The 18,088-nt window shown below is 61.4% G+C and carries 17 protein-coding genes; 7 read left to right on the plus strand and 10 right to left on the minus strand.

The features are described 5' to 3' along the window. Window positions 1-4: 4 nt before the first annotated feature. Window positions 5-706: an MTAP family purine nucleoside phosphorylase gene (locus tag OBACDRAFT_RS13510; protein WP_043586426.1), complete on the minus strand. Its 702-nt coding sequence runs from the start codon at window positions 704-706 to the stop codon at window positions 5-7. A gap of 134 nt (window positions 707-840) precedes the next feature. Between OBACDRAFT_RS13510 and trxB the strand changes: the two genes are divergently transcribed. From trxB to OBACDRAFT_RS13525, 3 genes are all read left to right on the plus strand, one after another. Then, complete coding sequence (trxB, locus tag OBACDRAFT_RS13515; protein WP_043586428.1) at window positions 841-1,788, plus strand: thioredoxin-disulfide reductase; 948 nt, start codon at window positions 841-843, stop codon at window positions 1,786-1,788. A 135-nt stretch (window positions 1,789-1,923) separates the two neighbouring features. Beyond that, window positions 1,924-3,192 carry a hybrid sensor histidine kinase/response regulator gene (locus OBACDRAFT_RS13520; RefSeq protein WP_125068887.1) on the plus strand — a complete coding sequence of 423 codons (1,269 nt, stop codon included), beginning with the start codon at window positions 1,924-1,926 and terminating at the stop codon, window positions 3,190-3,192. 41 nt (window positions 3,193-3,233) lie between these two features. Next, a complete protein-coding gene (locus OBACDRAFT_RS13525; protein ID WP_043586430.1) occupies window positions 3,234-6,410 on the plus strand; it encodes a glycoside hydrolase family 2 TIM barrel-domain containing protein in 3,177 nt (1,058 codons plus the stop codon). A 127-nt stretch (window positions 6,411-6,537) separates the two neighbouring features. Here OBACDRAFT_RS13525 and OBACDRAFT_RS13530 read toward each other — a convergent pair whose 3' ends face one another. The 4 genes from OBACDRAFT_RS13530 to OBACDRAFT_RS13545 all read right to left on the minus strand — a co-directional run bounded on the left by OBACDRAFT_RS13530 (window position 6,538) and on the right by OBACDRAFT_RS13545 (window position 9,740). Continuing rightward, window positions 6,538-7,314 carry a TIR domain-containing protein gene (locus tag OBACDRAFT_RS13530; RefSeq protein WP_052361966.1) on the minus strand — a complete coding sequence of 259 codons (777 nt, stop codon included), beginning with the start codon at window positions 7,312-7,314 and terminating at the stop codon, window positions 6,538-6,540. Window positions 7,315-7,343: 29 nt separating this feature from the next. Next, window positions 7,344-8,069 carry a sugar isomerase domain-containing protein gene (locus tag OBACDRAFT_RS13535; protein ID WP_043586432.1) on the minus strand — a complete coding sequence of 242 codons (726 nt, stop codon included), beginning with the start codon at window positions 8,067-8,069 and terminating at the stop codon, window positions 7,344-7,346. Window positions 8,070-8,115: 46 nt separating this feature from the next. After that, a complete protein-coding gene (locus OBACDRAFT_RS26645) occupies window positions 8,116-8,391 on the minus strand; it encodes a helix-turn-helix domain-containing protein (RefSeq protein WP_043586453.1) in 276 nt (91 codons plus the stop codon). Window positions 8,392-8,804: 413 nt separating this feature from the next. Further along, window positions 8,805-9,740 carry a class I SAM-dependent methyltransferase gene (locus OBACDRAFT_RS13545; RefSeq protein ID WP_052361969.1) on the minus strand — a complete coding sequence of 312 codons (936 nt, stop codon included), beginning with the start codon at window positions 9,738-9,740 and terminating at the stop codon, window positions 8,805-8,807. A 111-nt stretch (window positions 9,741-9,851) separates the two neighbouring features. Here OBACDRAFT_RS13545 and OBACDRAFT_RS13550 point away from each other — a divergent pair, with 111 nt between their 5' ends. The 3 genes from OBACDRAFT_RS13550 (at window position 9,852) to OBACDRAFT_RS13560 (ending at window position 11,975) form a co-directional block, all read left to right on the plus strand. Beyond that, window positions 9,852-10,892, plus strand: coding sequence for a DUF481 domain-containing protein (locus OBACDRAFT_RS13550; RefSeq protein WP_043586434.1), 1,041 nt, complete (start codon window positions 9,852-9,854; stop codon window positions 10,890-10,892). Window positions 10,893-11,023: 131 nt separating this feature from the next. Beyond that, window positions 11,024-11,485 (plus strand): DUF5069 domain-containing protein, encoded by a 462-nt coding sequence (locus OBACDRAFT_RS13555; protein WP_043586436.1) that lies wholly within the window; start codon window positions 11,024-11,026, stop codon window positions 11,483-11,485. A gap of 133 nt (window positions 11,486-11,618) precedes the next feature. Further along, a complete protein-coding gene (locus OBACDRAFT_RS13560) occupies window positions 11,619-11,975 on the plus strand; it encodes a hypothetical protein (protein ID WP_043586437.1) in 357 nt (118 codons plus the stop codon). A gap of 238 nt (window positions 11,976-12,213) precedes the next feature. On the opposite strand, the gene hisA is transcribed toward OBACDRAFT_RS13560, so the two are convergent. From hisA to hisG, 4 genes are all read right to left on the minus strand, one after another. Then, complete coding sequence (hisA, locus tag OBACDRAFT_RS13565; RefSeq protein WP_043586439.1) at window positions 12,214-12,966, minus strand: 1-(5-phosphoribosyl)-5-[(5-phosphoribosylamino)methylideneamino]imidazole-4-carboxamide isomerase; 753 nt, start codon at window positions 12,964-12,966, stop codon at window positions 12,214-12,216. 8 nt (window positions 12,967-12,974) lie between these two features. After that, window positions 12,975-13,979, minus strand: a complete 1,005-nt coding sequence (locus OBACDRAFT_RS13570; protein ID WP_043586441.1) for an agmatine deiminase family protein — start codon at window positions 13,977-13,979, stop codon at window positions 12,975-12,977. 163 nt (window positions 13,980-14,142) lie between these two features. After that, window positions 14,143-15,021: a carbon-nitrogen hydrolase gene (locus OBACDRAFT_RS13575; RefSeq protein ID WP_043586443.1), complete on the minus strand. Its 879-nt coding sequence runs from the start codon at window positions 15,019-15,021 to the stop codon at window positions 14,143-14,145. Between the two features lie 299 nt (window positions 15,022-15,320). Beyond that, a complete protein-coding gene (hisG, locus tag OBACDRAFT_RS13580) occupies window positions 15,321-16,181 on the minus strand; it encodes an ATP phosphoribosyltransferase (RefSeq protein WP_043586458.1) in 861 nt (286 codons plus the stop codon). Between the two features lie 282 nt (window positions 16,182-16,463). Here hisG and OBACDRAFT_RS27310 point away from each other — a divergent pair, with 282 nt between their 5' ends. Next, window positions 16,464-17,228, plus strand: a complete 765-nt coding sequence (locus tag OBACDRAFT_RS27310) for a hypothetical protein (RefSeq protein ID WP_043586446.1) — start codon at window positions 16,464-16,466, stop codon at window positions 17,226-17,228. A 78-nt stretch (window positions 17,229-17,306) separates the two neighbouring features. On the opposite strand, the gene OBACDRAFT_RS13590 is transcribed toward OBACDRAFT_RS27310, so the two are convergent. Then, window positions 17,307-18,088: transketolase-like TK C-terminal-containing protein (locus OBACDRAFT_RS13590; RefSeq protein ID WP_043586448.1), on the minus strand; the 782-nt coding region annotated here is incomplete at its 5' end.

Below are 18,088 nucleotides of genomic sequence, written 5' to 3' on the forward strand. Positions count from 1 at the left end.
GGGGCTACGCAAAGATTTCCAGCAACCGCGTGAGCAGGCGGTCCACGGTTGTCTGGTTGTCGCGCACGAGTTCGTGGAATTGCGCGTAGCCGATGTCCGCGCCTTCGATGCCGTTGGCGAGGTTGTCCACCATGGCGAGGGAGTTGTAACGCAGGCCGAGTTCGGTGCACAGGTCGGCTTCGTGCGCGAGCGTCATGCCGACGACGTCGCCCCAATCGCGGATGACGCGAATTTCGGCTTTGGTCTCAAAGCGCGGGCCGCGCATCTGCACGTAAACCTGGCCGGTTTCGATGTAGAATTCGTTGCGCAGGCGGTCGCAGATGAATGGCAGCAAATTGTTGGCGATGCCGGGCGCGCCGCCGTCCATGTCATTGTCGTGGTAGGTGGCCGGCCCCTGCTGGAGCGCCACGTAGTCGGAGCACGAGATGAGGCTGCCCGGCGGCAGGTCGGCGCGCAGGGAACCAACGGAGCTCAACGCCACCACGTCGCAAAAACCCAATTTATGAAGCGCGGCGATGTTGGCGCGGTGGTTGATGTGGTGTGGGGGCACGGGAGCGGCGGCGACGCCATGACGGTTGAGCACGGCGTGCTCACCGCGCAGGCGCAGCGTGGCGGGGCCGTGCGGAGTGTCCACGGTGCGTTCCTCCCAGGTCGCAAACAACGGGGAACGCAGGATGCTGGTGCCGCTGAGAAATGCGATTTTCATGCCACGCAATCCAGCCTCTGATCCGGGAGAACTTCAACCGCCGAGTTTAACTTTACCCTGGCGAAGCGACCTTCTGCCTTGTCGCGCGGGCGTCTTTGACGCTTGGTGTATCTTTTTTTCCCAATCCAATTCAAATGTCCCACACTCCCGTTGAAAACATCGTCATAGTCGGCACAGGTTGCGCCGGCCTTACCGCCGCCATTTACACCGGGCGGGCCAATCTCAATCCGCTCGTCATCGAGGGCACGCTTCCGGGCGGCCAGCTCACGACCACCAGCGAGGTGGAAAACTTCCCCGGCTTCCCGACCGGCATCGACGGTTTCCAGCTCATGCAAAACCTGCGCGAACAGGCCCAGCGTTTCGGCACGCGTTTCGAGCAGGCGCAGGTCGAGTCCGTCGATTTTGCGTCGCGCCCGTTTCAACTCAACTGCGGCGACCGCACCATTCTGGCCCGCAGCGTCATCATCGCCACGGGCGCCTCGCCCCGCCTCACCGGCATCCCGGGCGAAAAGGAACTCTACGGCGGCAAGGGCGTGACGACCTGCGCCACCTGCGACGGCGCGTTTTATCGCAACATGGAGGTCGCCGTCATCGGCGGCGGCGACAGCGCGGCGGAGGAAGCGTTGTTCCTGACACGTTTTGCGAGCAAGGTTTACCTCGTTCACCGCCGCAACGCCTTGCGCGCCTCCAAGATCATGGCCGACCGTGTCGTGGCGCATCCCAAGATCGAGGCCGTGTGGGACAGCATTCCGACCGCCGTGCAGGGCGTGGAGGCGGGCTCTGTATCCGGTCTCACGGTACGCCATGTGACGACCGGTGCGGAGCGCACGCTGCCGGTCAAGGGTGTCTTCGTTGCCATCGGCCACCAGCCCAACACCGGTCCCTTCGCCTCCGCGCTGGAGGTGGACGCCAACGGTTACTTTGTGCCGGCTTCCGGCTCGCAGGTCCGCACGAGCGTCCCGGGCATTTATGTCGCCGGCGATTGTGCCGACCACATCTACCGCCAGGCCATCACTGCCGCCGGCATGGGATGCCAGGCCGCCATCGAAGCCGAGCGCTGGCTGGCCGAGCACCACGGCTGACGGTGTGCCGCCGCAATCGCCACCAGGCTCAGCCCGCCCGCCCTCTCAACATAGTCAGCCGCCGCGCATTCCAGCCCGGCGGCTTTTTTGGAAAAAATCATTCACCCATTCGCTTCCCGCCCATCCGCCTTCCTCATGAACACCGCCGCCAATTCGCCGTCCGAATCCGGGTCCGATGACGACCGTATCAGCCATTTAGATACACCAGATGGATTGCGTGCGCGGATTCGAGAACTCGAGGCGCAGCTTGATCTTCACCAGCGCGGTCAGACCCGGCATTTGCGCGCCCGCCACATGGAGAACCTGGGGGAGCTTACCATCGGCATCGCGCACGATCTCAACAACGCGCTCGCCCCCGTGCTCATGTCCATCGACCTGCTCCGGCTCCGCGTGGACAATGCCAGTTGCGAACGCCTGCTTCAGGCCGTGGAGACCAGCGCGCGGCGCGGCGCCGACCTCGTGAAACAAGTCCTTGTCTATGCCCGCGGACTCGAAGGCGCGCCCGTCCCGCTTCACGCCGCGCAACTCATCAAGGATGTGGCGCTCGTCGCCAGCGAGACGTTTCCCGCCGGCATTGCGACCACCGCCTCGATCGACCCGCAACTCTGGCCGGTCATGGCTGATCCCACGCAACTCCACCAAGTGTTGCTCAACCTCGCCATCAACGCCCGCGACGCCATGCCTGCCGGTGGTTCGCTGACTTTTACGGCTCGCAACCTCCCGCCCCTGCCGGCTGCCGATGCCGCCGGCGCTTCGGGCATGCCGTGTGGTCCGGTCATCGAGATCACGGTTCGAGACACCGGCACGGGCATCGCGCCCGAGGTGCGCGAGCGTTTGTTTGACCCGTTTTTCACGACCAAGCCCGGTGGCCGGGGACTGGGGATGGGGCTCGCCACGGCGCGCACGATCGTCAATGCGCATGGCGGCGTCATCACGTTTGAGAGCGAGCCGGGGCAGGGCGCCACGTTCACGATCCGGCTGCCGGCGGACCCCGCGTTGCGGCCTCCTGCGCGTTGTGAATCGCCGTCGCGTTTCCCCTCGGGACGCGGGCAATTGCTGCTCGTGATCGAGGATGAGCCGTCGCTGCGCGACGTAATGCAGCAAACGCTGGAGTCGTTTGGCTACCAGGTGATCACGGCGGAGGATGGCCGGGCGGGCATCGAATTGTTTGAGAAACGCCATAAAGAAATCGCCGCCACCTTGGTGGATCTCCTGATGCCGCGAGTGGACGGCATGACCACCATCCGCGAATTGCGCCGCATCGTCCCCGGCGCGGTCGTGCTCGCGATGAGCGGGCTGGGCTCGCAGGAAACCGCCGCCCGCGAAGCCGGAGCACGTGCGTTCTTGGCAAAACCTTGCGGCATCGATGTCCTTTTGCAAACGCTGGCCCGCCTGCTGGTGTAGTGGATAATTGGATTCGCCAGTAGATCCTGATTTCAAAAACCATGAACGCATCCCTCAACATTGCCCCCTCCCCGGCTGCCGGTGTCCCTCAAAACGCCGAAGACTGGCAAAAACCGCTCGTCCTCGGCATCAACAAACTCCCCCCGCGCAACTCCTCCTGGCCCTGCCCCGATGCCGCCAGTGGATTCGCGTCCGACTACGACCATTCTCCCTGGCTCGCCTCCCTCAACAGTGAGGATGCCTGGTCCTTCCACTGGTCGCCCGACCCCGCCTCGCGCCCCGTTGATTTTTACCGTCCCGATTACACGCCCGACGCCGCCACCGGCTGGACCACGCTCGCCGTCCCGGCCTGCTGGGAACTCCGCGGACACGGCGTTCCCGTGTATTCAAATTACAATTATCCCTTCCAGCCCAATCCTCCCCGCGTGATGGATGAACCCCCGGCGCACTACACCACCCGCACGCAGCGCAATCCCGTTGGCAGTTACCGCCGCACCTTCACGCTCCCGGCCGCCTGGCCTTCCAACGCCGACGATGGAGACCGTGTCATCCTGCATTTCGCCGGCGTCTCGTCGGCGATGTACGTGTGGGTCAACGGCTGCAAAATCGGTTACAGTCAGGACTCCCGTTCTCCCGCTGAGTTTGACATCACCGACGCCCTCCATCCTGCGTCCTCCGCGACGCCCAATCTTCTCGCTGTCGAGGTTTATCGATTCTGTTCCGGTTCGTATTTGGAAGATCAGGACATGTGGCGACTCAGCGGTATTTTCCGCGACGTGTTTCTCTACCGGACGCCCGCCGTCACCGTGTGGGATTTTTACCTGCACAACCCACTCTCGCCCGACCTCCGCTCTGCCGACATCACGCTCCATTATGTGCTGCGCTGCTCCGCCGGGATATCGGCGGCACTTCGTCTCCGCCTTCGCCTTCGCGCTCCCGATGGACAGCAGCAACTCCTGCTCGATGAGCCGGTGAGCTCCCCGCAAGGCACCACGAGCACTGTTCGCTTCGACGCTCCGCAACTCTGGACCCACGAAACGCCGCACCTTTACGACGCCCTTGTCGAACTCGTTGACGCAGCCACCGGAGGCATCATCGAGACCCGGCGCGCCGACCTCGGATTCCGCCGCGTCGAAATCCGCGACCTCCAACTCTGCCTCAACAACCGCCCGCTCAAAGTCAAAGGCGTCAACCGTCACGAATCGCATCCGCTTAACGGATACGTTGTCACGCAGGCTGACATGGAACGCGACCTTCGCCTCATCAAGCAGGCGAATCTCAATTTTGTCCGCACCGCCCACTATCCCGACGACCCGCGCTGGTATGCCCTTTGCAACCGCCACGGCCTGCTCCTCATGGACGAGGCCAACGTCGAATCCCACGGCCTCAGCTACCACAAGCGCGTCCTCCCCGGCGATCTCCCCGAGTGGCAGCCCAATGTCGTCGAACGCATGCGTCGCATGGTGATCCGCGACCGTCAGCATCCCAGTGTCGTGCTCTGGTCGCTCGGCAACGAAGCCGGTTATGGCAACGCCTTCCTTGCCATGCGCGAAGCCGCGCACGCCGCCGATCCCGAGCGAAGGCCCATCCAATATGCCGACATGAACCTTGCCGCCGACATGGACAGCCAGACATACCCGACCACCACCTGGCTCCTCCAGCATCTTGCCGGCAAGGCCGTGCGCAAAGGCGAGCATGGCGAAATCGGCTCTCCCGAACAACACGGCGCGTATCCATCAGGGCGGCCTTTTTTGCTCAACGAATACGCGCACGCCCATTCCAACGCGCTCGGCAACTTGCAGGATTATTGGGATATTTTTGAGGCACATCCCCAGTTGTGGGGTGGCTTTATTTGGGAGTGGGCCAACCACACGCTCTACAAAACCGACCCTGCCACCGGCCTCCGCTTTCACGCCTATGGCGGAGACTTTGGCGACCAGCCCAATGACGGAGTTTTTTGTTTCAACGGACTGGTCAACGCCGAACGGTATCCGCAGCCCCACTACTGGGAGGCGAAAAAAGTGTTCCAATATATCAAGGTCACGGCGACTCCCGACGATCTCGCCTGCGGCAGGATTCGCATCCGCAACGACCATGCGTTTGTCTCGCTCGCTTCTTTTGACGCTGTCTGGACAGTCGAGGAAGACGGACGCGCCATTGCCAGCGGTGAAATCGAGGCGTCACGTCTGGCCGGCATTGCGCCCGGCGAGTCGAGAGTGGTTGCGCTGTCGTTGCCCCAACTGCCCGTGACGTCCGGAGAATATTTTCTCACCGTCACCTTCCGCCTTCGTTGCGACGTCTGGTGGGCGTCCGCCGGACATGTCGTGGCGTGGGCGCAATTTCCACTCTCATCCTCGACCTTCGCCTCCCCCCCCCCTCCCCCCGCCCGACCTCGCCTCACCGCCCGTTTCGATCCGTCCACCGGTTTTCTGACCTCGCTGCTCGTATCCGGAAACGAATACCTTGCCGCACCGCTTGTCCCCAATTTCTGGCGTGTGCCCACCGACAGCGACAACGGTTGGAAAGTCCCGGCGAAAATGGGCGCTTGGAAAAACGCCGCTCACACCGCCCGGTTGGCTCACTTCGACTCCCGCACGGACGACGCCGGGACTCACACAACGACCACCTACGAGTTCACACACCCCGCGCTGGCCGGAACGACGCTCACTCTTGCGTATTCGATTTTCAATGACGGACGGCTCCGTCTCACTTTCCGGGCCGATCTGTCTGCCGACGCTCACGAGCCTCCGCGTATGGGGCTTCAATTTGCGATTCCATCGCGCCTTGCGCACACGCGCTGGTTTGGACGCGGCCCGCATGAAAACTATATCGACCGTTGCACCGGCGCCGCTGTCGGTCTGCACGAATTGCCCGCCGCTGACTGGATGACTCACTACGTGCGTCCGCAGGAAAACGCCACGCGCACTGACATCCGATGGCTGGAGTTTTCAGCGGGGAAAAATGCCGGCCCCAGCCTTCGCATCCATGCCCTGCCGCCTCGTCATTTCAGCGCCAGCGTGTGGCCTTGCACGCAGAACGATCTCGAAGGTGCGACGCATGACCACCTGTTGCCGCGGCGTGATTTTTTCACCGTCAACATCGATGGCTGGATGATGGGTGTTGGCGGCGATACGAGTTGGGGCGAGCCGGTGCATGACGAATACCGCATCCTGACAAAAGGCCGTCACGAGTTTGCGATCGAATGGGTGTTTTCGTGAGCAGCTCCAAGTGATGTCAGACACTGGAGGGCGGGTCCTCCTGACCCGCCGATGAGGCTCGCTATTCCGGATGGGCGCGGCTGCGCCGCGTCTGGCGGGTCAGGAGACCCGCCCTCCGACTGAGAGGTCAGAGGAGGTCGCGGCGGACTTTCTGGGCGAGGATCGACTCGAAGTGTTTGCGCAGGACTTTCTCTTTGCCGTCGAGTCCGGGCATGCGGGCGAGCCATTGGTAAACCTCTTCGCGCAGGTGCTTGGGCATGGTGGGGGAGAGCCGGGTGGCCTTGTCGAGAGCGGTGACGATCTTGTCGGCGATGACTTCGCACATGCGCTGCGCGGTGGCGGAGCTGTGCAGGCCGGCGAGGCGGACCACAATGTCATCGGTGGCGGATGAGGCGGGGGGAGGGCGGACGGCGGTGCGGTGGGAACGTTGTTTTTGCGCGGTTTTGTAAAGGGCAAGGCTGGGGATGACGACGGACACGGTGCGGGGCCAGAAGCTGGCCATGAGGTTCCAAGGGGCGCCGCCGGGCTGGTCGCCAGAGGCGCGAATATCGCTGCGGAGGATGACGGCGGGAATGTCGGCGAACTTGGCGAACATGAATTCGACGAGGGTGCCGCCGTCGAGTTCGGTGCCGTCGAAGTTGAAGAGGGCGAGGTCGCTTTCGATGAGAGCGAGGAGGTCTTTGTCGCGGATGGTCTTGGGACGTTTGTTGCGAAATTCGATGTCCTGCGGGAGGCGGCAGAGGAAGCGGCCGTGCGAGCGTTCGTAAATTTCCTCGGCGAGGTAGGCGTTGCCGAGGATGTGTTTGAGGCTGAAGAGTTCGCCGCCAAAATAGACGGTGCGCGCCGGGGCGGTGGCGTCGGTGAGAACGCGGGATTTGGCGTCGTCGGCTTTTTTGTTTTTCACGGATGTTGGGTGTGGGTGAGCGTGGAGTTTCAGCCGATGAGTTTGCTAAGGCGGGTGCGATAGCGTTCGGAGAGGGCGATGTTGGCCTCCATGCCGCCGGGCAGGTTCTGGCTGCGGACGAGGGGCAGGTCGTGGCCGTGGTCGCGGAGCCAGCCGAGGACGTCGAGCATGAGGAGGTTGAGGAGGGTGCAGCCGATGAGGGTGGAAGTGGGACCGGCGTGCAGGCCGGGCGTGACTTCGACGATGGCGTCGCCGGGGACGCCGAGGTTGTCGAGCGTGTGGTCGGCGATGGCGTGGAGGTTTTGTCCGCCGGGGTGAACGGTGGCGGCGGTGGTGCTCATGGCGAGCGAGGTGAGGCCGATGACGGTGAGACCCTTTTGTTTGGCGTAGAGGGCGACTTCGATGGGCGAGGCGTTTTTGCCGGAGTTGGAGATGACGATAATGGCTTCGCCAGGGCGCAGGCCGTAGTGGTGGTCGTGGCGTTGGGCGAGGCGGGTGCCGTAGCCGACGATGTTTTCCGAGAATCCGTAGCCGGGATCGAAGAGGCCGGTGACAGGCATGAGACCGCCGGCGCGTCCGATGATCTCGCGGGCGATCATCTCGCTGTGTCCGCTGCCGAAGGTGTGGAGCACGCCACCGTCGGCAATGGAGCGTCCGATGATGGGCACGAGGGTGGCGAGGGTGGCGGCATTTTTCTCGCGGGCGCGGGCGAGCATGTCGGCGGCAGTGGCGTAGTAGGCGTCGGAAAGAGACATGGACGGAGTGCTAAAAGACTGAACAGGGATGGAAAGCTGAATACGTTCAGGTTCTGGTCGCGGACAATTTTTTCAAGCGAACGGCGATGTCGGCGGGATAGAGTTCGTGGAGCGGCACCTTGAGGGCGAGCGCCAGAGTCGCGGCTTCGATGTCGGTGACGCATCGAACGCCGGCCTCGATCTTGGCCAGCGTCCCTCGGGAAATGTCCCATCCGGCCACGCCACACCGAGCCGCAAGCATCTCCTGAGTGAGCGCGAGGTTGCTGCGGATGCGGCCGACCTGACGGCCGATGATGTTTTGATGGATGTTTTTCTGCTCCAAAATCGGAGCTTGATCATGAAAGAAAAAATAGATGGATTTGCTCCGATTTCGGAGCACCCAGATCACATTCATGCCTCTGGGTATTCGACTCACTACACCATCAATTAATACAAAATAATGAAGAAACGAGAACCTCGTCCTCGCCTTGTGAATCTCGTTCCTGTTTCCCGCGCCGGCCCATGCCGTTGTCAGGCAAAAGCGGCAGGGCTGAAAGCTTTGCACAAACTGGCGGATACGACGTTGATAATTGGATACGACAGCAAAAATTGCTGCATCCACGTAAACCAATTCGAGAACTCAGCGGACAGGGGCTGGGGTTTGACCACGATTCGGAATCAGAAGTATCGGAGGCTGGGGGTTCGGAAGTTAGACGTGCTCATGTTCGGCTCCGATGGCCAGGTTGTTAATCATTTTCACGATGAATCTCCTAGTGCTTCCCAGCGCCCATAGATGCCGCAGGGGAGAACTTTGCCGTCGGCTTCAATAGGGAGGCCGACTTCGCCGCCGGTGATGGTGCCGCCGTAGGGACGCATGAGTTCGGCGAGGAGATTGACAACGACGGTGGGGGAGAGGCGGGCGGTGTAGGCGTTGATGAGGAAAAAGAGCGGGCGTTCGCTGAGCACCGCGCGGCATTCGGTGAGGAGTTGCCAGAGGTGGTCTTCGAGTTTCCACATCTCGCCCCCTGCGCCGCGTCCGTAGGTCGGCGGGTCCATGATGATGGCGTCGTATTTGCGTCCGCGCTTGGCTTCGCGGCGGACGAATTTGAGGCAGTCGTCCACAATGTAGCGGATGGGCGCGGTGCCGAGGCCGGAGAGGGCGGCGTTTTCCTTGCACCATTTGACCATGCCTTCGGCGGCATCGACGTGGCACACGCTGGCGCCGGCCTTGGCGGCGGCGCAGGTGGCGGCGCCGGTGTATCCAAAAAGATTGAGCACGTTGATTTCGCGCCCGGATTCGGCGTGGGCGGCGCGGATTTTTTTAGAAAACCATTCCCAGTTGACGGCTTGTTCGGGGAAGAGGCCGGTGTGTTTGAAGCTCGTCGGGTGGATGCGCAGGGTGAGGTCGAGGGGATGGTAGCGGATCGTCCATTGATCGGGCAGGGGTTTGCGAAATTCCCAGCGTCCGCCGCCGCGGTCGTTGCGGTGATACATGGCGTCCCAGTCGCTCCAGGGTTTTGTGGCCGATCCGTTGGAACGGGGCCAGATGATCTGCGGGTCGGGACGGACAAGGGTGTGCGCGCCCCAGCGTTCCATTTTCATGCCGTCGCCGCAGTCGAGCAGACGGTAGTCACGCCAGGCATCGGCGGTGGCGAGGGTTGAGCGTTGGATGTCGATCTGGGTCGCACGCATGGGGGAGGAGGCAACGGGTGTCGTGAACGGGCTGCAAACCGAATCCAAAACGACGGGGTTGTCATAGTTGGGTTTGACGCGGCTTACGGTTTTTTTACGTTCCGCCGGCTCATGCAAAGAATCATTCATCACACCCTGTTCCTCACGGGCATCCTGTTGGGTTTTGCCGGCCTCTCCGCCGACACCATTGAGACCAAGGACGGCTCCAAACTTACCGGCACCGTTTCCAAGATCGGCGGCGGCTCCGTGACGCTCGAAACGTCTTACGCGGGCACGCTCACGATCAAGCAATCCGAGATCGTGCGCATCCAGACGGAGGCTCCGCAGGTGCTCCGCCTCGACAATGGCACGACCATCGCGGGCACGCTTTCGACCGGCGGCGATGGCGCAGTGACGATCCGCAGTGACGATGCTTCCGTCTCCACCAACGTTGACAAGCTGGCCGCTTCCTGGGCCATCGGAGAGACCGATCCGGCCATCCTTGCCCTGCGCCGCAAGTGGAGCTACGAGGCCAGTTTCGACCTCGTCGGCAAGGAGGGCAACACCGACAAGTTTGGCATTGGCATGGGTTTCCGCGCCAAGCTCACCGGCCCAACCGACACGTTGCTGTTCTACACGCAGTATTTTTATGAGAAGACAGATGGTGACGTTTCCGATGACCGTTTTCTGGCGGGCGTGGATTACTCGCACAATTTCACCGACCGCGTCTCCTGGTATGCGCGCGATGAGGGGGGCTACGACAATGAGAAGGACATCGATTTCTATAACATCGCGGCGGTCGGTCTCGGTTACGATTTCGTGAAACGCGACGAGTGGAAACTCACCGGGCGCGCGGGTATTTCGTATCGGTATGAGGACTACGGCAATCCCGCGACTGACGACGTGAGCTCGGCTGGTCTCGATCTCGGACTCATCAACACCTACCGTTTTGGCAATTTCGCGGTGATGAACAATCAGATCACCTATGTGCCGGCGTTCAACGAATTCTCCAACTACCGCCTCCTGCATGACTCCAATCTGGAGTTCCCTCTTGGCAAAACCCACTGGCGTTTGCGCATCGGCGTGAGCAACGACTACAACAGCAAGCCCGCCGACAATACCGAGCGCATGGATACCACGTATTACACGAAGTTCCTGCTGCGGTGGGAATGAACGCCTGAATTGGAATAAATATCTCACGCAGAGCCGCGGAGGCGCGGAGAAGAAAAAATCGGTTTTCTTTGCGCCTCCGCGGCTCTGCGTGAGTTCCTTGATCTCATTATTTTTTCTGATTCGTTTTCCTGATGCGATCCAAACCCATTCCTGGTTCCACGGGCGAAGTGCTCACCTGCCTGCCCTCGCCTTACCTGCCGCATCCGGGCACCGGGTTGTTGTATCTGCCGCGCTTTCTGGCCAAGTGCCGTTACGTGAAAACCCACGGTGCGCTTCCCGCTAGTTACGCCAAAAATTACAAGCGTGGCATGGATCGTTTTCTCTGCCTGCACCTCGGCATCGATCCGGCAGCGGTGGAGAAGATCGTGTTCGAGTCCGCGACCAACGAGGAGATTGAGACGCGCCTGCGCGCACTCCTGCCCGCCGACGTGCGCGCGGCGAAATGGAACCGCGAACTGGTGCAAAAAGGAATGACGCCCGCCGGGCGCGATTTTCTAAAAGAGGCGCTGACCAACATGGGCTGCGCCGACCGCGTGGACGAAATCATCAGCGTGCCCGACTTGATCGACTTCGACGAGGGAAGGATCGAGTAGGGGGGGCGGGGGGGGGGGAGGGCGGCCCCAAGGGGCGCGGTCGTTCAATGTTCATGAGCGACGCCGGGGACTTAGGATCAAGACTCCAAACAGTGGCTTTGACGAACGGTCTCCGGTTGTTTTCTTGTGCGGCATGACCAAAGGACAGCGAGTCGTCTGCATTAATGATACTTTCTCGGAAATGATCCGTGCCATGTACACCGCCCTCCCAACGAAGGGGAAAACATACACCATCCGGGAGGTGTTTCTGGGCCGCGAAAAGATCGTCAAGGGCGGCGACAGCGCGACCGTGGGACTGCTGCTTCAGGAATTGGTCAATCCGCCCGATCCGTTTTTTGGCGGTCAACGGGAACTCGGGTTTACGTCCGAACGATTCGCGCCGCTCGAAGAGCTTCCCGACGAAGAGGCCAAGGCCGAAAGCGAAGGTGTGTTCGTGGGCGCAGGCAGCGAAGCTGAGAAGAAACATAGCGGAGATTGGTGGAAAAATTGAGACGCGGCCTTTCGTCGCGGCTTTCGGAGAACGGGCGAGACGCCCGCATGCTGACGTAGCGCAGGCGGGACGCCTGCCATCTTGTCTATAGCGCGAAGCGCGGTGACTTTTATGGAGTGCGGCGCTTCGCGCAGCAGGCTGGATTGCAGGCGGGACGCCTGCGCTACATCGGAATGCGGGCGTCGCAAGCGACGCCCCTACGGCGGGCGTTTGGCAGAAAAAGCCCGCGCCACTTTTGTCAGGCGGCGGCGATTTGCAGCAGGTCGGGGAGATTGACGCGCTTTTCGTAGATCGCTTTGCCGACGATGACGCCGTCGAGGTTGGCGCGGCGGCGGGCAAGGTCGGCGAGGCCGATGACGTCCTCGCGCCGGCTGACACCACCGGAGGCAATGATGTTTGTCCCGGTCTGGCTGGCGACGCCGGGGGCGACGGCTTCGCACATTGCCTCCTGCGCGACAAAGTTGGGGCCGGTGAGCATGCCGTCAGTGCCGATGTCGGTGTAGATAATGGTGCGCACGCCAAGGGCGCTCATGCGGCGGGCGAGGTCGAGAGCGCCGGTGCCGGTGGTGCTGACCCAGCCTTTGACGGCAACCTGGCCGTTTTTGGCGTCGATGCCGACGGCGATTTTGTCACCGAAGGTTTGCACGAGTTCGCCGACAAAGGACTCGCTTTCGGCGGCGCGGGTGCCGATGACCACGCGGCTGACGCCAAAGCCGAGCGCGCGTTCGACGGCGGCGCGGGTGCGGAGTCCGCCGCCGAGTTGCACCTTCATGCCGAGCGCGGCAATGGCCTGCACTTGGGTGAGGTTTTGTGGTTCGCCAGCAAAGGCGCCGTCGAGGTCAACGACGTGAACCCAAGGGCTGCCGGCGGCCTTGAATTGGGTGGCGATGTCGGCCGGGTTTTCGAAATAAACGGTTTCCTGATCGGCACGGCCTTGGGTGAGGCGCACACAACGGCCGCCTTTGATGTCGATGGCTGGATAGATGGTCATGGATGGTGCTACGCCGGTTGTTGTTGGGAGATGCAGTGGAGGGTGCCGAGTCCCCAGATGAGGTGGTAGCAATCGATGGGGACGATTTCGCGGTTGGGGAAGCAGGTGGCAATGATGGCGCAGGCTTCGCGGTCGCGTTTGTTCTGGCGGAAGGTGGGGACGAGGACGGCGTCGTTGATGATGAGAAAATTCGCGTAGCTGGCGGGCACACGCTGGCGCTGGAAGCCGAAGGGCTTGGGCATGGGCAGCTCGACGATGTCGAATTTGCCTCCGGCGGGTGTGCGGAAGCCGCGCAGGCGCTCCAGATTGGCGGCGAGGAGGGCGTGGTTTTTGTCGTAGGTGTTGGGCTCGACGCAGGTGATGAAGCCGTCGGGTTTGTAGAACCGCGTCATGTCGTCGATGTGGCCGTCTGTATCGTCGCCGATGATACCTTCGCCAAGCCAGAGGATGTCGGTGACGCCGAGGTAATCGCGGAGGTTTTGCTCGATTTGCTCCCGGCTGAGGCGGGGGTTGCGGTTTTTGTTGAGCAGGCATTGCTCGCTGGTGAGGAGCAGGCCGTCGCCGTTGACGTCAATGGAGCCGCCTTCGAGCACCATGTCGTTCTCAAAGCGGCGCAGGCCGAGAGCGCGGGCGATGCCGGGGGGGATTTGGTTGTCGAGGTCGTAGGGCGGGTATTTGTCGCCCCAGGCGTTGTAGGCCCAGTCGGTGAGGGCGACTTCGCCGGTCTGCGTGTGTTTGACGAAGATGGGGCCGTGGTCGCGGCACCAGGCGTCGTTGGTGGGGTGATCGTAAAATGTCACCCGGCTCATGTCGGCGCCGTTTTTTTCGCAGAGCTTGATGGCGCGGGGCTGGCGGTAGCGGTCGCAGTTGATGCGCACGGGCTGGCGGCGGCTGATTTCGGTGACGATCCGGCTGAACAGGTAGGGGATGGGGCGGAATTTGCCGGGCCACGAGTGGTAGTTGTGCGGCCATGACAACCAGACGGCGGACTGGGGTGCCCATTCGGCCGGCATGCGGAAGCCAAGGGCGGAAGGAGTGGAGGGGGGGGGGGGGGGGAATGGTTTCGGTGGCGGGAGCGGTCATGCGAATGGAGGGATTTTCGATTTTGGATTCTCGATTGGGGGGAGGCCGTTAAAACGGCCTCTCAAAAGCGGCGATAAATCGCCGCATTCCATGCTAATCAATGAAGCGGCGGGTGAGGTCGCCATAGGCGTCGATGCGGCGGTCGCGGAAGAAGGGCCAGTGGGTGCGGGTTGTATCCACTTTTCCAAGTTCGACGGGGACGAGGAGGATTTCCTCCCGGTCCACGCTGGCCTTGGCGAGGATTTGTCCACTGGTGCCGGCGACGAAGCTCTGGCCCCAGAATTCGATGCCGTCGCCGCCGACTCCGGCGATTTTTTCGTGGCCGATGCGGTTGATCGAGGCGACGTAGCAGCCGTTGGCGACGGCGTGCGAGCGCTGGATGGTCTCCCAGGCGCCGTGCTGGTTGACGCCGTATTCAGATTTTTCTGACGGATGCCAGCCGATGGCGGTCGGGTAGAAGAGGATTTCGGCGCCTTGGAGGGCGGTGAGGCGCGCGCCTTCGGGATACCATTGGTCCCAGCAGATGAGGACGCCGATTTTGCCGTGGCGGGTTTGCCAGGCGCGGAAGCCGGTGTCGCCGGGGGTGAAATAGAATTTTTCGTAAAAGAGGGGGTCGTCGGGGATGTGCATCTTGCGGTAGATGCCGAGGAGCGAGCCGTCCGCGTCGATGATGACGGCGGTGTTGTGGTAGAGGCCGCTGGCGCGTTTTTCGAAGAGCGAGGCGACGATGACGACCTGGTGTTTTTTGGCGATTTTCTGGAACGCCTGCGTGCTGGGGCCGGGGATGGGTTCGGCGAGGGCGAAATGGGCGTGGTCTTCGCTTTGGCAGAAATACTGCGAGCGGAAGAGTTCCTGCGTGCAGATGATTTTCGCTCCCTTGCGGGCGGCCTGCTCGGTGAGGGCGAGCGTTTTTTTAAGGTTGGCCTTCGGGTCGGCACCGCAGGCGTGTTGGAGGAGGCCGAGTGTGAGCATGTGGAAATTAGGAACTAGGAATTAGGAATTAAGAATTGAAAACAAGGGGAGGGAGGGGGGAGCGGATCGGACAAGCGGGCGGATTGTTTTCTTAATTCTTAAGAGAGATTCTAAAACTACATTTTTGAACAGCAAAGTCGCTAAGGCGCAAAGGAAGAAACTCCTTTGATTGTTTTGTAGTTAACTAAAAATAAATGAGATGCAAAAATTCACAATTCTTTGCTCTGATCTTTGCGCCTTTGCGTCTTCGCTGTTTTTCCAATTTTTAGAACCTCCCTTAACTCTTAATTCTTAATTTTTCAGTAAACGACTTTGTTGAGCGGATACTCGACGATGCCTTCGCCGCCGAGGGCCTTGAGTTGCGGGATGATTTCGCGGACGACGCTTTCGTCGATGATCGTCTCGAGGGCGACCCAGTCGGGGCTGCTGAGCGGGGAGATCGTCGGGTTGCGCAGCGAGGGGAGTTGCCGGATCATGTCGTCGAGCGCGGCTTTGGGGAGGTTGAGTTTGAGGCCGACTTTGCTGCCGGCTTCGAGCGCGCCGCGCAGGAGGAGGGCGATGGTCTCGATCTTCTTGCGCTTGGCGGGGTTGGCCCACGAGGACTTGTTGGCGATGAGTTTGGTGTTGGTGGTGAGCAGGGTGTCGATGATGCGCAGTTTGTTGGCGCGCAGCGACGAGCCGGTCTCGGTGATGTCCACGATGGCATCGACGAGGTCGGGTACTTTCACCTCGGTCGCACCCCAGGAAAACTCGACGGTTACGGGAATGTTTTTGGCGGCGAAGTAGCGCTTCACGGTGCCGACGAGTTCGGTGGCCACGCGTTTGCCGGCAAGGTCCTCGGGTTTCTGAATCAAGGAGGATTCGGGGACGCAGAGAACCCAGCGGGATTTGAGCGTGGAGGCGCGGCTGTAAACGAGGTCGCAGACTTCAATGACGTCGGATTCGTTTTCCTGCACCCAGTCCCATCCGGTGAGGCCGCAGTCAAAAAAGCCGTGTTCGACGTAGCGGCTGACTTCCTGCGCACGAATGAACCGGCCGTCCAACTCGGGATCGTCGATGCTGGGTTTGTAGGAGCGCGAACTGGTGGTTATCTTCCAACCGGCCTTGGCGAAGAGCGCTTTGGTGGATTCCTCGAGGCTGCCTTTGGGCAGGCCGAGCATTAGGAGTGGAGCTTGAGCAGACACGTCCGCCAAGGGAGCGGCGTGGGGGAGGGCGTTCAAGATTATTTGTTAGGCGAATTTGGCCGGGCTTCGTGTGTCATCCGGCCGATTGGCGCAGAGGGAGTGGGAGCGAGTGAAAGTGAATGCCCCCGCCATCAGTATCATTGCAGGTTAGAGAGTTAAGGAAACAGATGATATGCTTATGCGAATGAAAACCTTTTACATATCGACAGGCGGCGTTTGGTCGGCAATGGATCAGGGCTCCTTCTTCACTTCATTCGGATGATTGTTAATTGGTACCTTCTTGTCGTTGGTTTGGCCGCGCTTTTTCTTCCGGCTCGCTGGTTGACGTCGGCTGACTGCCGACATCTTGAGTTTTTGCAACTCAGGGCAATGCACATCGACAAGAACCGGCGGCGACGGCGTTGGTGGAAGGGTCGCCATGTCTGGATCGAGCCGGTTCGCGGGGCCATCGGAGTTTGGGCATTGAAGGAAGGTGTCACTCGCGCTCCCGATACCTGCGGACTGCAAGGCCAGTTGCCGACTGTCATTGTTTTGGCGGCGCTTGGCCTTTCCATCCTTTTACAAGTGATGGGGCGGCGGAAAAAAATCTTGGGCCGTCGCCGGACTGACGAAGGCAGCTATGGAAATGCCGGTGATGCTCCCTCCAGTGACGCCAGCGAGGCAAAGACAACCAGTTATACCAGCTACAAAAGCAGCAGCTCGGAACTTGATCGGACGGGTGTCGTTCGCACGCGCAAGTCGCTGAATGCTCCGTTATTTTTTATGATCGGGATGATGGTGGGGCTGTTTGGGGTGTCGGTGCCGATCTTGGTGGTGGCGGTGATTTTGATGGGGATCGTCGGACTGCTGGCGTTTCACCATTGGGCAACGGCCTGCGCGTTGGCCGCAGGCACGATGCTGGTGGTTGGCTACTTGATGTTGGGCCGCAGTATTTATGTGCCCGCCATGGTGGTGCTTTTGATGGAGCCGGCCTTGGTGGCTTGGTACCTCCACCGTCCGCTCGTCATGCCGGTGCGAATTTAGAGCGGCGGGGGAGGGAGATATCTGCAACGGTTTTTTGAATACCGTTGCTCCTTGGCGCTGTTGTTGATCGCGGCTTCGTTACAGGGCTTTGGCGGCGGCGATGACGGAATCGGCGGTGATGCCGAGTTCCTTCATCACGGTGCCGCCGGGAGCGCTGATGCCGAAACGGTCGATGCCGATGACCTTGCCGTCGAGTCCGACGTACTGATGCCAGAGGCCGGTCACGCCCGCCTCAATGGCGATGCGCTTGCGGCAGGAACTCGGAAGGACGCTTTCGCGGTATTCCGGAGTCTGACGGTTGAAGCGTTCGAAGCAGGGCACGGAGACCACGCGCACGCCGCCACCGAGGATCTTGGCCGCAGCCACGGCGTGTTGGAGTTCGCTGCCGCTGGCCAGGAGGATGTGCGTGAGAGGTTCTTTTTCCTGAATGAGAATGTAGCCGCCGCGTTCCACGCCCTGACGGCGGGTGATGAGTGCGACTTCGTTGAGGATCGGCATGGCCTGACGCGAGAGCGCGAGAAGCGTGGGGCCGTCGGTGCGCGAGAGCGCGGCGGCGTAGGCTCCGGCGGTTTCCTCAGGGTCGCCGGGGCGAATGACGTCGAGGTTGGGAATGACACGCAGGCCGGACACGGTTTCGACAGGCTGGTGTGTGGGGCCGTCTTCGCCGACGCCGACGGAGTCGTGCGTGTAGATGTAGAGAACGGGGAGCTTGGCGAGCGCGGCGAGGCGCATCGAGGGGCGGGAGTAGTCGGCAAACACGAGGAAGGTCGCCACGGAGGGACGGAAAATGCCGTCGTAGGCGAGGCCGTTGGCAATGGCGGCCATGGCGTGTTCGCGGATGCCGAAGCGGATGTTGCGTC

The sequence above is a fragment of the Geminisphaera colitermitum TAV2 genome, assembly GCF_000171235.2.
In the GTDB taxonomy this organism is placed as follows: Bacteria; Verrucomicrobiota; Verrucomicrobiia; order Opitutales; family Opitutaceae; genus Geminisphaera; species Geminisphaera colitermitum.